The following is a 12,686-nucleotide window of genomic DNA, read 5'->3' on the forward strand; positions in this document are numbered from 1 at the left end:
ATGTCCGGCGTGCTGACCGTCGCCACCGCCAACGTCAACGGGATCCGAGCCGCCGTCCGCCGCGGCATGGACGCCTGGACCGCCCACCGAGCCCCCGACGTCCTGCTGCTCCAGGAGGTCCGCGCCCCCGAGGAGGTCGTCACCGCCCAGTTCGCGGGCTGGCACGTCGCGCAGCTGCCCAGCGCGATCAAGGGCCGCGCCGGCGTCGCGGTCGTCTCCCGCCTGCCGATCACGGCCTCGCGCGCCGGCCTGCCCGGCGACGACGGCACCGAGCCGGACGTCGACACCGGCCGCTGGCTGGAGGCCGACCTCGCGCTGCCCGACGGCGGGCGGCTCACCGTCGTGTCCGCGTACCTGCACTCGGGGTCGACGAAGCCGGGGGAGGAGCACACGATGACCGCCAAGTACGCGCACCTCGACAGGGTGTCCGCCCGGCTCGACGGGCTCGTCGCGGACGACGCCCCCGTCGTCGTGGCGGGCGACGTCAACATCGCGCACCGCGAGGTGGACATCGCGAACTGGAAGGGCAACCTCAAGAGCGCGGGGTTCCTCCCCGCCGAGCGCGCGTACGTCGACCGGTGGCTGGCCGGCGGGTGGACCGACCTCGGTCGTGCCCACGGCGGCGACGGCCCGGGCCCGTACACCTGGTGGACGTGGCGCGGCCAGGCGTTCGACAACGACAAGGGCTGGCGCATCGACTACCAGCTCGCCAACCCGGCGCTCGCGGAGCGGGCCGTCAAGGTGGAGGTCGACCGGGCGACGACCTACGACGCGCGGTGGAGCGACCATGCGCCGCTGCTGGCCACCTACGACCTGTGACGGGACAGGTGGCCGTGTGATGGACGAGACGGTGCGAGTTCACCTGCCGTTCACCTGGGCTCTGGGTGCGGGACACCGAGGACTGGTTGCCTCAGGGGTGCCATGACGTGCTGCGGTCGCCACCCGGTGACCGCCCCACCCCCACCCGGGAGCTCACATGACCGCCGTCCTGCCCCAGGCACCCGTGTCCGTCGCCACCCCGGCGTCGTCGACCCCGCGCCTGGTCAGCCCGTTCGAACGGTTCGGCCTGACGGGTCGGCGCCTGAACGCCGCGAACTGGCTCGGTGTCGTCGCGGGCGTCTACGTGCTGGTCACCGCCGTCGAGCTCATCGGCTCCGGCTTCAAGGCCGCGACGGGCGACTCCGCGGAGGCGCTCTTCGGGTTCGCGTCCAACCCGTTCGTGGGCCTCATGGTGGGCGTGCTGTTCACGGCGCTGGTGCAGTCCAGCTCGACGACGACGTCGGTGACGGTCGGTCTGGTCGCCGGCGGCCTGCCCATCCAGATCGCGATCCCCATGCTCATGGGCGCGAACATCGGTACCACGCTGACGAACACGCTGGTCAGCCTGGGCGCCGCCCGGGACAAGGAGGCGTTCCGCCGGGCGTTCTCCGCCGCGACGGTGCACGACTTCTTCAACCTGCTGGCCGTTGCGATCTTCCTGCCGCTCGAGATGATGTTCGGCCTGCTGGAGCGGACGTCGGGCTGGCTGGCGGGGGCCGCGTCGGGTACGGACGGCGGGTTCGTCGCCACGATGTTCGGCGCCGTGGGCAGCGTCGTCGACACGATCACGGAGCCCCTGGCGAACCTGTTCGCCGGCGCGACCTCGTTCCTGCCCGGCGCGTGGCACGGTGTCGCGATGATCCTCCTCGGGATCGGTCTCATCCTGTTCGTCATCAACTGGCTGGGCCGCCTGCTCAAGGTGCTGCTCGTGGGCCGCGCCGCCGAGGTCCTGCACCGGTCGATCGGTCGCGGCCCGGTGACCGGCATGGCCAGCGGCGCGCTGGTGACGATGATGGTGCAGTCGTCCTCGACGACCACGAGCCTCATGATCCCGCTGGCGAGCTCCGGCACGTTCTCGCTGCGCCAGATCTACCCCTTCACCGTGGGCGCCAACATCGGCACCACGGTCACGGCGCTCATCGCCGCGTTCGCCTTCACCGGCCCGGAGGCGACGGTCGCCCTCCAGGCGGCGTTCGTGCACGTGCTGTTCAACGTGTTCGCCGCGGCCGTCGTGTTCGGCCTCCCGCTGCTGCGCCAGGTCCCGCTGCGGGCCGCGACGCGGCTCGGCGGCCTGGCCGCCACCCACAAGGTGTGGGCGGGCGTGTGGGTGCTCGGCGTCTTCGTCGGCATCCCGGGGGCGCTCATCGCCGTCACCACCCTGTGGTGACCACCCGCCGCTGACGCGGACGAGGCCGGACCCCGCGGGGGTCCGGCCTCGTCCCGTCGGGGGGTCAGCCCGCGGGCTGCGAGGGCGGGGAGAGCAGGAACCCCGGCGCGGTGAGGCCGGCGTCCTCGAACGCCGCCTGGATCGCGGCGACGACCGGCGCGACGGCGTCGGCGCGCAACAGCGCGATGGCGGAGCCGCCGAACCCGCCGCCGGTCATGCGGGCGCCGAGCGCGCCGTGGGCGCGCGCCGTGTCGACGACGAGGTCGAGCTCGCGTGCGGAGACCTCGTAGTCGTCCCGCAGGGAGTCGTGGGAGGCGTCCATGAGGGGGCCGACGTCGGTGAGCCGACCGGCCTGGACCAGCTCGGCGAACCGTGCGGTGCGATCGATCTCGGTGACGACGTGGCGCACGCGCGCCTGCAGCGTCGCGCCGTCCTCGGCGTCGGCCAGGCGGGCGAGCGCGTCGTCCAGGTCGGCCGGGTCGATCGCGCGGAGGTTCTCGACGCCCAGGAGCGCGGCGGCCCGCTCGCAGGCGGCCCGGCGCGCGGCGTACTGGCCGTCGACGAGCGCGTGCTCCGCGCGGGTGTCGACGACGAGCAGGGTCAGGCCCGCCGGGACGAGGTCGAACGGCACGCGGTGGCCCGAGTCCAGGGCCGACAGCCCCGGGCGGCAGTCCAGCAGCAGCGCGTGCCCGGCCGAGCAGCGCAGGGACGCGGCCTGGTCCATGCCGCCCGTGGGGGCGCCCGCGATCTCGTTCTCCGCGCGCACGCAGGCGGCGGACAGCTCGGCGCGGCCCGCGTCGTCGGCGGCGAGCCCGAGGTCGTGCACGGCGTCGAGCGCGACGGCGACGGCGCACTCCAGGGCGGCGGACGACGACAGCCCGGCCCCGAACGGCACGCACGAGTCGACGACGGCGTCGAACCCGGTGACGGCGTGCCCGGCCTCGCGCAGCGCCCACGCGACGCCGGCGACGTAGGCGCCCCAGCCGGTGGTGACGCCGGGGCCGACGTCGGCCAGCGTCGTCTCCCAGGTCTGCCCGGGGGCCTGCGCGGAGGCGAGGCGGACCACGTCGTCGGCGCGGGAGCGCAGCGCGACGAACGTGCGGTGGGGGAGCGCGACGGGCAGGGCGAGGCCGGCGTTGTAGTCGGTGTGCTCCCCGATGAGGTTGACGCGGCCGGGCGCCGACCAGACACCGTCGGGTGCGGCGTCGGCGCCGAAGGCGTCGGTGAACAGGGTGCGGACGCGCGCGGCGCCGTCGGCGGCGGACCAGGAATCGAGCCACTGGGGAGACGTCATGGTGCTCAGTATCGCCGACCTGTGACCGCTCCCGGACCGCCGTCCGCCGTCAGGACGCGCTGACGGGCGTCACGCCCAGCTGCCGTCCCGCCAGCCCGCGGCGACGCCCCGCCACGGTGCGTGCGACGTCCCGCAGCACGCGCGCCCCGGGGGAGTCGGGCGCGGTGAGCACCACGGGCGTGCCGGCGTCGCCGCCCTCGCGCACGGCGACGTCCAGCGGCACCTGGCCCAGCAGCGGCACGTCCTGGCCGACCGCCGTCGACAGCCGCTCCGCGACCGCCGCGCCGCCGCCCGCCCCGAACACCTCCAGGCGCGAACCGTCCGGCTGCTCCAGCCACGACATGTTCTCCACCACGCCCACCAGGCCCTGCGACGTCTGCGTCGCGATCGACCCGGCGCGTTCCGCGACCTCGGCGGCCGCGACCTGCGGCGTCGTCACGACGAGGATCTCGCTGCCCGGCAGCAGCTGCGCCACCGAGATCGCGATGTCGCCCGTCCCCGGCGGCAGGTCCAGGAGCAGCACGTCCAGGTCGCCCCAGAACACGTCCGCCAGGAACTGCTCCAGCGCGCGGTGCAGCATCGGGCCGCGCCACACCACCGGCTGCCCCTCCGGCACGAACATGCCGATCGAGACCACCTTCACCCCGTGCGCGATCGGGGGCAGCAGCATCGAGTCGACGCGTGTCGGCTGCCGGTCCACGCCCAGCATCCGCGGGACCGAGAAGCCGTAGATGTCGGCGTCCACGACCCCCACGGCGAGCCCGTCGGCCGCCATCGCCACCGCCAGGTTCGCCGTCACCGACGACTTGCCGACCCCGCCCTTGCCGGACGCCACCGCGATCACCTTGGTCAGCGAGCCCGGCTGGGAGAACGGGATCACCGGGTCGCCCGAGCCGCCCCGCAGCCGGGACCGCATCGACGCCCGCTGCTCCGGCGTCATCACGCCCAGCTCCACCTCCGCGGACGCCACCCCGTCCACCTCGACCGTCGCCGCGGTGACCTCCGACACGAGCTGCGACTTCATGGGGCAGCCCGCCACCGTGAGGTCGATCCCCACCACGACGTGCGCGCCCGCGTCGGTGTCCCGCACCTCCACGGAACGGACCATGTCCAGCTCCGTGAGCGGGCGGCGGATCTCCGGGTCGACGACCGTGGACAGCGCGGCGCGGACCTGCTCGGCGAGGGTGGCGGTGCTCATCCCCCGATCGTAGGCGGACCGTGTGTGGCCCCGGTGCGCACAGTAGGAAATACTGGGCGAATGAGCTTCAGCCGCGCGACGCCCGTGCCCCGCGTCCCCACCCTGCCGCAGGGCGACGAGGTGGCGGCCTACGACTCCTACCTGGAGGCCCAGAAGGCGGTCGACTACCTGTCCGACGAGAAGTTCCCCGTGCAGCACGTCACCATCGTGGGCACCGACCTGCGCATGGTCGAGCGGGTCACCGGCCGTCTCACGTACGGCCGTGTCGCGCTCGCGGGTGCGCTGTCGGGTGCCTGGTTCGGGTTCTTCGTGGGCCTGCTGCTCACGCTGTTCGCCGGGGGCGCCTCCAGCGTGCTGCTCGTGGCCATGGCCCTCGGTGCCGGGTTCGGCCTGATGTTCTCCGTGCTGTCCTACGCGTTCACCGGCGGCCGCCGCGACTTCACGTCGCAGTCGCAGATCGTCGCGTCCACGTACGCGCTGCTGTGCGCGTCGGAGCACGCGGGCGAGGCCCGCCGCATGCTGGCCGACTCCCCGAGCGGGGTGGGCAAGCCGCGCCGACCGGAACGCCCCGCCGCCACGACGAACCCCGCGTCGCCGGCCTCGGCGCCCTCGGCCCCGGCTCCGTCGACCCCCGACCCGCGCTGGACGATGCCCGACGGCGCCCCCCGCTACGGGGCGATGCGTCCCGAGGGCGACACCCCGGCCCCGGCGCCGGAGCAGCCCGTCGCGCCGGACGCGGGCAGCGGCTCGTCGACGACGTCCGTCGCCGGCGGGGAAGGGCCGTCGAACCCGCAGCCGTCGCAGGACGCCCCGCAGCCCGGCGGCTCCGACCCGGAGGACCCGTGGGCGCCCCCGGGGAGGTCGGACCGCTGACCTGAGCGACGAAGGGGCCGGTCCGGCAGCCGTGGCTGCCGGACCGGCCCCTTCGTCGCTCGTCCGGGACGCAGGCGGGTCTCAGTCGCGCAGGCCCGCCATCCAGGCCTCGACGTCCTCCGGGCGGCGCGGCAGCCCCGCCGACAGGTTCTCGTTGCCGTCGGCCGTCACCAGCACGTCGTCCTCGATGCGGACGCCGATGCCGCGGTACTCCTCGGGCACCGCGAGGTCGTCCGCCTTGAAGTACAGGCCCGGCTCGATGGTGAACACCATGCCGGGCTCCAGCACGCCGTCGAGGTACATCTCGCGGCGGGCCTGCGCGCAGTCGTGCACGTCCAGACCCAGGTGGTGCGACGTGCCGTGCACCATCCAGCGGCGGTGCTGCTGACCCTCGGGGGCCAGCGACTCGGCCGCGGTGACGGGCAGCAGGCCCCACTCCTCGAGCCGGGCCGCGATGACCTCCATCGCCGCGGCGTGGATGTCCCGGAACCGCGCGCCCGGCACCGCGACGGCGAACGCGGCGTCCGCCGCGTCGAGCACCGCGGTGTAGATGCGCCGCTGGACGTCGGTGAACGTGCCGTCCACGGGCAGCGTGCGCGTGACGTCGGCGGTGTACAGCTCGTCGACCTCGACGCCCGCGTCCACGAGCACCATCTCGCCGCGGCGCACCTGGCCGTCGTTCGTGATCCAGTGCAGCGTGGTGGCGTGCTCGCCGGCCGCGGCGATCGTCTCGTAGCCCACCGTGTTGCCCTCGAGGCGCGCGTGCGCGTCGAACGTCGTCTCGATGACGCGCTCGCCCCGACGGTGCTCCACGGCGCGCGGCAGCGACCGGACGACGGCCTCGAAGCCGTCGATCGTGCGGCCCACGGCCTCCCGCATGAGCTCGATCTCCAGCTCGTCCTTGACGAGGCGCAGCTCGGAGGCTGCCTCCGCGAGGGCGGCGTCCGACGCGTCCTCGGCGATGCCGTACTCCTCGCGCAGCGCCTCCACGACGGCCGTGATCTCGTCGTCGGCCTCCGCCACGACGAGGATCCGCACGCCGTCGACGCCGAGGTCCTTGGCCAGCGCCTCGCGCAGCTCGTCGACGTGCCGGGCCTCGACGCCCGTCGCCGTCGTGACGTCGTCCAGGGAGGGCCGGGCGCCGACCCAGAACTCGCCGTACCGGGAGTCCGCGTAGAACTCCTCGGTGTCGCGGGGGGCGAGGGGCCGCACGTACAGCACCGCGTGGTGGTTCGAGCCGTCGTCGCCGGCGCCCTCCGCCGTGGGGTGCAGCACCAGCACGGCGTCGGGCTCCTGGTCGGTGCCGAACCCGGTGAGGTGCGCGAACGCCGAGTGCGGGCGGAACCGGTAGTCCGTGTCGTTGGACCGCTGCTTCAGCGGGCCGGCGGGGAGCACCAGCCGCGTCCCAGCGAACGCCGCGGAGAGCCGGGCGCGGCGGGACGCGGTGAACGGCACCGCGCGACCCGGCGTCACGCCGAGGTCCGCGCGGGGTCCCCACCCGGAGGTGATGAAGTCCTTGAAGGCCTGCGAGTCGGGACGCTGGGACCGGTTGCTCCCGCGGTCCTCGAGCTCCTGCTCGACGGAGGTCGTGTCGCTCATGCCCTCAGTGTCGCACCCTCGGCGTCGCCCGCGACGGCCCGGGCGCCGCGCCGCGTGAAGTCCGACAGGGCGCGCGACAGGATGCGGTTGTACACCTGCGGCGCCTCCAGCTGGACGTCGTGGCCGGTGCGGGGCACCACGACCAGCGCGCCCCGCTCCGCCGCGCGCAGGTGGGCCTGCTCCTGCCAGCGCAGGTGGCAGCGGGACCCGTTGACGAGCCACACCGGGACGCGGACCGCCGCGAGGTCCGCCAACGACGACCGGCCCGCGAGCTGGCCGAGGGCGTCCGTGACGAGACCCCACGCGGGGCGGGTCGACCCGTCGGGCGACGTGCGCGGCCGGGGGGTGCCCCGGCCCCAGCGGGCGCGGACGGACGCCGCGGTCCGCGCCACCCGGTCCGCCGCCCCGCGGTACAGCGCGACCGGCTTGCCGAGCGGGTCCGTGCTGCACCCCGACGCGACCACGCCGGCCAGGCGGCCGAGCGTGCCGGCACGGGACAGCCCGGCGGCCCAGCCGAGCGTCACGTACCCGCCCAGCGACTGACCCACCACGACGACGGGGAGGTCGGCCGGCAGCGACGCGACCGCCTCGTCGAGCACCGCGTGCGCCCGCGCCAGCGTGAAACGCTCCCGGATGCGCGACCCGTGCCCGGGCAGGTCCACGGGTGCCACCGCGTGGCCGGCCCGCCGCAGGTGCGCCTCCTGCGCCGCCCAGGTCCGTGAGCTCTGCCGCATGCCGTGCACGAGCACCACGCCCAGCGGCTCAGCGGCCGGGGACGCGGGCGGTGTCGGGGACGTGGGCGGGGGAGCGAGGAGGAACGTCATGGTCCTCCCATCGTGGCGCGCGGGCCCGCACGACGGGCGTGCGGCCCGGGCGGGGCCGGTGGAGACCGTGTGGGGGAGCGGCCGCCACCTCTCTACACTTGGCGCGTGATCGACCTGCACACCCACTCGCGCGCCTCCGACGGGACGGAGACGCCGCGCGAGCTGCTCGCGGCCGCCGCCGCGGCCGGCGTGCGCGTCGTCGCGCTCACCGACCACGACACCACGGCGGGCTGGGCCGAGGCCGCCGAGGCCGTCGCCGCGACCGGCGTGGCCCTGGTCCGCGGCATCGAGCTCTCCACCCGCGCCGCGACGCCCGACGGCGGCATCAGCGTCCACCTGCTCGCCTACCTGCCCGACCCGGCGCACCCCGACCTCGTCGCCGCGATGGACCGCACCCGCGACGACCGCGTCGCCCGCGCCCGCCGCATGGTCGACCTCCTCGCGCAGGACCACCCCCTCACCTGGGACGACGTCCTCGCGCAGACCGCCGACGGTGCCACCGTGGGCCGACCGCACCTCGCCGACGCGCTCGTCGCCGCCGGCGTCGTCGCCGACCGCGACGAGGCGTTCGCGACGATCCTGCACCCCGGCGCCCGCTACTACGTGCCGCACTACGCCCCCGACACCGTCGACGCGGTGCGCGCCGTCCTCGCCGCCGGCGGCGTCCCCGTCATGGCGCACCCCCGCGCCGGACGACGTGGACGCGTCGTCACCGACGACACGATCGCCGAGCTCGCCGCCGCCGGGATGGCCGGGCTCGAGGTCGACCACCGCGACCACGACGACGTCGAACGGTCCGCGCTGCGCGGCCTCGCCACCGACCTCGGGCTGCTCGTCACCGGGTCCAGCGACTACCACGGCACCGGCAAGCTCAACCGGATCGGGGAGCGCACCACCGCCCCCGAGGTCCTCGACGCCATCGCCGCACGCGGGCTGCTGGAGGTGCTGCACCCGTGAGCTCCGTCATCGACATGACCCTGTTCACCCAGGCGTTCGTCACGCTGTTCGTCATCATGGACCCGCCCGGCACGATCCCCGTGTTCCTCGCCCTGACCTCGACGATGGGCGCCAAGCAGCGCAAGCGGGCCGCCCTCCAGGCCGTCGGGGTGGCGTTCGGCGTCATCGTGTCGTTCGCGCTGTTCGGGCAGCAGCTCCTCGCCTACATGGGGATCTCGCTGCCCGCCCTCCAGGCCGCAGGCGGCCTGCTGCTGCTCATCGTCGCCATGCAGCTCCTCACCGGGCACTTCGAGAACGGCGAGGCGACCGCCGCCACCGCCGGCGCGAACGTCGCCCTCGTCCCGCTCGGCACACCCCTGCTCGCCGGACCCGGCGCCATCGTCGCCACCATGGTGTTCGTCCAGCAGGCCCACACCACCGACGGCTCGTGGGTGCCCTCGGCCGTCGCCATCACCGTCGCGATCGTGCTCGTCCACGTCTGCCTCTACCTCGCCATGCGGTTCGCCGACGCCCTGCACCGCGTCCTGCGCGACTCCGGCGTCACCCTCATCACCCGCATCGCCGGCATCCTGCTCGCCGCCATCGCCGTGCAGCACATCGCCGACGCCGTCGTCGAGTTCGTGCAGACCGCCTGACCGGCCCTACCGGCTCAGAGGTCGACCGTCACCAGCCGGACCGTGACGGGCGCGTCCGGCTCCAGACCCTCCGCCCGGCGCACCTGCTTCTTCATCGGCAGCACGTACGCCCTGCGCTCGTCCGACGGGAACACCGACGTCCGCCACGTCGTCGACCCCACCGTCACCTCCACCCGGATCGACCCGAAGCCGCGCGGCGGCAACGGCAGGTCCGCCAGCAGGTCCGACTCGTCCGGGGGCACCGTGACGAACCACCAGGCGTCGTCCTGACGGGCCTGCCACTGCCACAGGGGTGCGGTGAAGGTGAGCTGCACCCTCCCGACGTTACGACGCGCCGGTGACAGGCGGGCCCGGGTGCGGTGCGGTGCGGGTCGTCCGCGCGAACGTCGCTGCGCTCCCGACGACGAACGGCCCGCCCCGCGGAGGCGGGACGGGCCGGACGTCGAGAGGGGGCCGAGATCAGTCGGTGCCGGGGGCGGGGGCGCCGCCCTGGGCGCCCGGGGTGCCCTGGCCGTCGGGACGGCCGCTGCGCGTGCGGCGACGACGGCGACGACGCTGGGCCTCGCCCGAGCCCTCGCCCGCGGGCTTGTCGGCCGCCGGGGCACCGGTCGCGCGCTCGCCGCCGGACCGCTCCTGACCGCCGGACCGCTGGCCCTGGCCGCCACGGCTGCGGCCGCCGTCACGCTGACCACCACGGCCACCGTCACGACCGCCGGAGCGGGAGCCACCGCGGGACGGCGACGACGAGCCCGTGCGCTTGCCGGTCTCGCCCAGGTCCTCCAGGACCTCGGCGTCCAGACCGCCCAGCTCCTGCTTGGCCTTCGGCAGGCGGCCCTTGGTGCCCTCGGGGATGCCGAGGTCCGAGTACAGGTGCGGCGACGACGAGTACGTCTCGACCGGCTCCGGGAACCCGAGGTCCAGGGTGCGGTCGATGAGCTGCCAGCGCGGCACGTCGTCCCAGTCGACGAACGTGACCGCGGTGCCCTTGTTGCCCGCGCGGCCGGTGCGGCCGATGCGGTGCAGGTAGGTGCGCTCGTCCTCCGGGCACTGGTAGTTCACGACGTGCGTGACGTCGTCGACGTCGATGCCGCGGGCCGCGACGTCCGTGGCGACCAGCACGTCGATGTGGCCGTGCCGCAGCGCGCGCAGCGCCTGCTCACGGGCGCCCTGGCCGAGGTCGCCGTGCAGCGCGCCCGCGGCGAAACCGCGGTCGCGCAGCTCGTCCGACACCTTCGCGGCGGTGCGCTTGGTGCGCGTGAAGACGATGGTGCGGCCACGACCCTCGGACTGCAGGATGCGCGCCAGGACCTCGATCTTGTCGAGCGCGTGCGCCCGGTAGACCACCTGGCGGGTGTTCTTCACCGTCGCGCCGTCGTCGTCCGGGTCGGCCGCGCGGATGTGCGTCGGCTGCTTCATGTAGCGGCGCGCCATCGACACGACGGCGCCCGGCATCGTCGCGGAGAACAGCATCGTGTGGCGCACCGCGGGGGTGCGGGCCAGGATCTTCTCGACGTCGGGCAGGAACCCGAGGTCCAGCATCTCGTCGGCCTCGTCGAGGACGACCGTGGCGGCGCGGGTCAGGTTCAGGTGCCCCTGGTTGAGCAGGTCCACCATGCGGCCCGGCGTGCCGACGACGACCTCCGCGCCACGGTTCAGCGCCTCGATCTGCGGCTCGTACGCGCGACCGCCGTAGATCTGCACGATGCGCACGCCGCGGTGCTTCGAGGCGGTCTGCAGGTCGTTGGCGACCTGGACGGCGAGCTCGCGCGTCGGGGCGACGACGAGCGCCTGCGGCTTGCCCGGCGCGGGCAGCGCGTCGAACTCGGGCTCGCCCGGCGCGGCCACGCGGTGCAGCAGCGGCACGCCGAACCCGAGGGTCTTGCCGGTGCCCGTCTTGGCCTGACCGATGATGTCGTGGCCCTGCAGCGCGACCGGCAGCGTCATCGCCTGGATCGGGAAGGGGTGGGTGATGCCCGCGTCGCGCAGGGCGTCGACGATCTCCTCGCGGACGCCGAAGTCGGCGAAGCTCACGTCCTGGGCCTGGATGGCCGCGGGGGTCGAGAAGTCGGGCGTGTCGGTGGTCGCCGGGGCCGTGGTGGCGTCGTCGGCGGCGGTGTCTGTGGTGGTCACTGGTGCCTTCGCAGGTCGTCGGCGCGGGGACCACGAGGCCAGGCCGCGGGTCGTCGCAGCGCCGAGGTGGTCGGCAGCCGATCGCGTATTTCACGTCGCGCGGTGCGCGCGGGGGGTCAGCATCGAGACGACCGGGCAACCGAGGTACGCCTGCCATGGTATCCGACGCCGCCCCGGACCGGGGGAGGCGTGCGTCACGGTGCCGCCTATCCTGGGGCGGTGAGCAGTGCATCCACGGGCGCCGCCGGCGTCGACCCCACCGTCCCCGCCGGCGTCGTCGAGCTCGTGGGGCTGGCCGCCTACACCGAGCTCGCGGAGTTCGGCCTGCTGGCCGCCCGGTCCGTGGACGCGCCCACCCTGGCCGCCCGGCAGGCGCTCGCGGACGGTGCGGCGCGCGCCCTGGCCCGGGAGCACGCCCTGCTGCGGCTGGTGTCGGACGGCTCCGCGGAGGCCGCCGGGCAGGTGCTGGGTCCGTTCGCCGGGGCGTTCGTCGACTTCGACGTGCGCACCCGCACCGACGACTGGGCCGAGGGGCTGCTCCGCGGCGTCGTCGGGCACGGCGTGGCGCAGGACTTCGCCCGCACCCTCGCGGCCGGCGTGCAGGGGCACGTCGGCACGTCCCTGCGGACGGTGCTGGAGCGTCCGGCGCCGGGACGCGAGGCGGAGGCCGCGGCCGGGGCGGACGCGGAGGCGGTGCGCCTGCTGGACGACCTCGCGGTCCGTGACGAGGTGCTGGCCGCGAGGCTCGCCCTGTGGGGCCGTCGCGTGGTCGGGGAGGCGCTGAGCCTCGTCACCGTCCACGTCGACACGCGGCCGCACCTCGCGGCACTGGTCGGGGACGCCGCCCGCACGCTCGGCGCCGACGGCGACCCGCGGTCCTGGCTCGTGGCCCGCCTCACGGCGGAGCACACGCGGCGCATGGACCGGCTCCGGCTGGCGGCCTGAGCGTCCGCCCGGGCCGCCGCCGGTG

General features: G+C 75.0%; 12 protein-coding genes. 6 read left to right on the forward strand and 6 right to left on the reverse strand.

Annotated elements, in window-relative coordinates:
• A complete protein-coding gene (locus ATJ88_RS05095) occupies nucleotides 1-819 on the forward strand; it encodes an exodeoxyribonuclease III (protein WP_245852133.1) in 819 nt (272 codons plus the stop codon).
• A 157-nt stretch (nucleotides 820-976) separates the two neighbouring features.
• On the forward strand, nucleotides 977-2,206 hold the full coding sequence (locus tag ATJ88_RS05100) for a Na/Pi symporter (protein ID WP_098462891.1): 1,230 nt from the start codon (nucleotides 977-979) through the stop codon (nucleotides 2,204-2,206).
• Between the two features lie 64 nt (nucleotides 2,207-2,270).
• On the opposite strand, the gene galK is transcribed toward ATJ88_RS05100, so the two are convergent.
• Both galK and ATJ88_RS05110 read right to left on the reverse strand, forming a co-directional pair.
• The gene (galK, locus tag ATJ88_RS05105; RefSeq protein WP_098462892.1) at nucleotides 2,271-3,500 is read right to left on the reverse strand and encodes a galactokinase; all 1,230 of its coding nucleotides are present in this window, start codon (nucleotides 3,498-3,500) and stop codon (nucleotides 2,271-2,273) included.
• A 49-nt stretch (nucleotides 3,501-3,549) separates the two neighbouring features.
• Nucleotides 3,550-4,698, reverse strand: a complete 1,149-nt coding sequence (locus ATJ88_RS05110) for an Mrp/NBP35 family ATP-binding protein (protein ID WP_098462893.1) — start codon at nucleotides 4,696-4,698, stop codon at nucleotides 3,550-3,552.
• Between the two features lie 60 nt (nucleotides 4,699-4,758).
• Between ATJ88_RS05110 and ATJ88_RS05115 the strand changes: the two genes are divergently transcribed.
• Nucleotides 4,759-5,571, forward strand: coding sequence for a YflT domain-containing protein (locus tag ATJ88_RS05115; RefSeq protein WP_098462894.1), 813 nt, complete (start codon nucleotides 4,759-4,761; stop codon nucleotides 5,569-5,571).
• Between the two features lie 81 nt (nucleotides 5,572-5,652).
• On the opposite strand, the gene ATJ88_RS05120 is transcribed toward ATJ88_RS05115, so the two are convergent.
• Together ATJ88_RS05120 and ATJ88_RS05125 are read right to left on the reverse strand one after the other, a co-directional pair.
• On the reverse strand, nucleotides 5,653-7,170 hold the full coding sequence (locus ATJ88_RS05120) for an aminopeptidase P family protein (protein WP_098462895.1): 1,518 nt from the start codon (nucleotides 7,168-7,170) through the stop codon (nucleotides 5,653-5,655).
• Nucleotides 7,167-7,994, reverse strand: a complete 828-nt coding sequence (locus ATJ88_RS05125) for an alpha/beta fold hydrolase (RefSeq protein WP_098462896.1) — start codon at nucleotides 7,992-7,994, stop codon at nucleotides 7,167-7,169. The genes ATJ88_RS05120 and ATJ88_RS05125 overlap by 4 nt, the downstream gene beginning before the upstream one ends.
• A 105-nt stretch (nucleotides 7,995-8,099) precedes the next feature.
• Between ATJ88_RS05125 and ATJ88_RS05130 the strand changes: the two genes are divergently transcribed.
• The gene (locus ATJ88_RS05130) at nucleotides 8,100-8,951 is read left to right on the forward strand and encodes a PHP domain-containing protein (protein WP_098462897.1); all 852 of its coding nucleotides are present in this window, start codon (nucleotides 8,100-8,102) and stop codon (nucleotides 8,949-8,951) included.
• Nucleotides 8,948-9,586, forward strand: coding sequence for a MarC family protein (locus tag ATJ88_RS05135; protein WP_245852135.1), 639 nt, complete (start codon nucleotides 8,948-8,950; stop codon nucleotides 9,584-9,586). Before ATJ88_RS05130 ends, ATJ88_RS05135 begins: the two co-directional genes overlap by 4 nt.
• A gap of 14 nt (nucleotides 9,587-9,600) precedes the next feature.
• On the opposite strand, the gene ATJ88_RS05140 is transcribed toward ATJ88_RS05135, so the two are convergent.
• Together ATJ88_RS05140 and ATJ88_RS05145 are read right to left on the reverse strand one after the other, a co-directional pair.
• A complete protein-coding gene (locus tag ATJ88_RS05140; protein ID WP_098462898.1) occupies nucleotides 9,601-9,900 on the reverse strand; it encodes a DUF1905 domain-containing protein in 300 nt (99 codons plus the stop codon).
• Nucleotides 9,901-10,045: 145 nt separating this feature from the next.
• The gene (locus ATJ88_RS05145) at nucleotides 10,046-11,716 is read right to left on the reverse strand and encodes a DEAD/DEAH box helicase (protein ID WP_098462899.1); all 1,671 of its coding nucleotides are present in this window, start codon (nucleotides 11,714-11,716) and stop codon (nucleotides 10,046-10,048) included.
• Nucleotides 11,717-11,935: 219 nt separating this feature from the next.
• Here ATJ88_RS05145 and ATJ88_RS05150 point away from each other — a divergent pair, with 219 nt between their 5' ends.
• Nucleotides 11,936-12,661: a ferritin-like fold-containing protein gene (locus ATJ88_RS05150; RefSeq protein ID WP_170023521.1), complete on the forward strand. Its 726-nt coding sequence runs from the start codon at nucleotides 11,936-11,938 to the stop codon at nucleotides 12,659-12,661.
• Nucleotides 12,662-12,686 lie beyond the last annotated feature (25 nt).

Source organism: Isoptericola jiangsuensis (genome assembly GCF_002563715.1).
Classification (GTDB): Bacteria; Actinomycetota; Actinomycetes; order Actinomycetales; family Cellulomonadaceae; genus Isoptericola; species Isoptericola jiangsuensis.

Excerpts from the sequence above, each read along its gene's own strand:
- ATJ88_RS05110 (WP_098462893.1), bottom strand. The coding sequence starts at position 4,698 with ATGAGCACCGCCACCCTCGCCGAGCAGGTCCGCGCCGCGCTGTCCACG.
- ATJ88_RS05120 (WP_098462895.1), bottom strand. The coding sequence starts at position 7,170 with ATGAGCGACACGACCTCCGTCGAGCAGGAGCTCGAGGACCGCGGGAGC.
- ATJ88_RS05115 (WP_098462894.1), top strand. The coding sequence starts at position 4,759 with ATGAGCTTCAGCCGCGCGACGCCCGTGCCCCGCGTCCCCACCCTGCCG.
- ATJ88_RS05125 (WP_098462896.1), bottom strand. The coding sequence starts at position 7,994 with ATGACGTTCCTCCTCGCTCCCCCGCCCACGTCCCCGACACCGCCCGCG.
- galK (WP_098462892.1), bottom strand. The coding sequence starts at position 3,500 with ATGACGTCTCCCCAGTGGCTCGATTCCTGGTCCGCCGCCGACGGCGCC.
- ATJ88_RS05100 (WP_098462891.1), top strand. The coding sequence starts at position 977 with ATGACCGCCGTCCTGCCCCAGGCACCCGTGTCCGTCGCCACCCCGGCG.
- ATJ88_RS05095 (WP_245852133.1), top strand. The coding sequence starts at position 1 with ATGTCCGGCGTGCTGACCGTCGCCACCGCCAACGTCAACGGGATCCGA.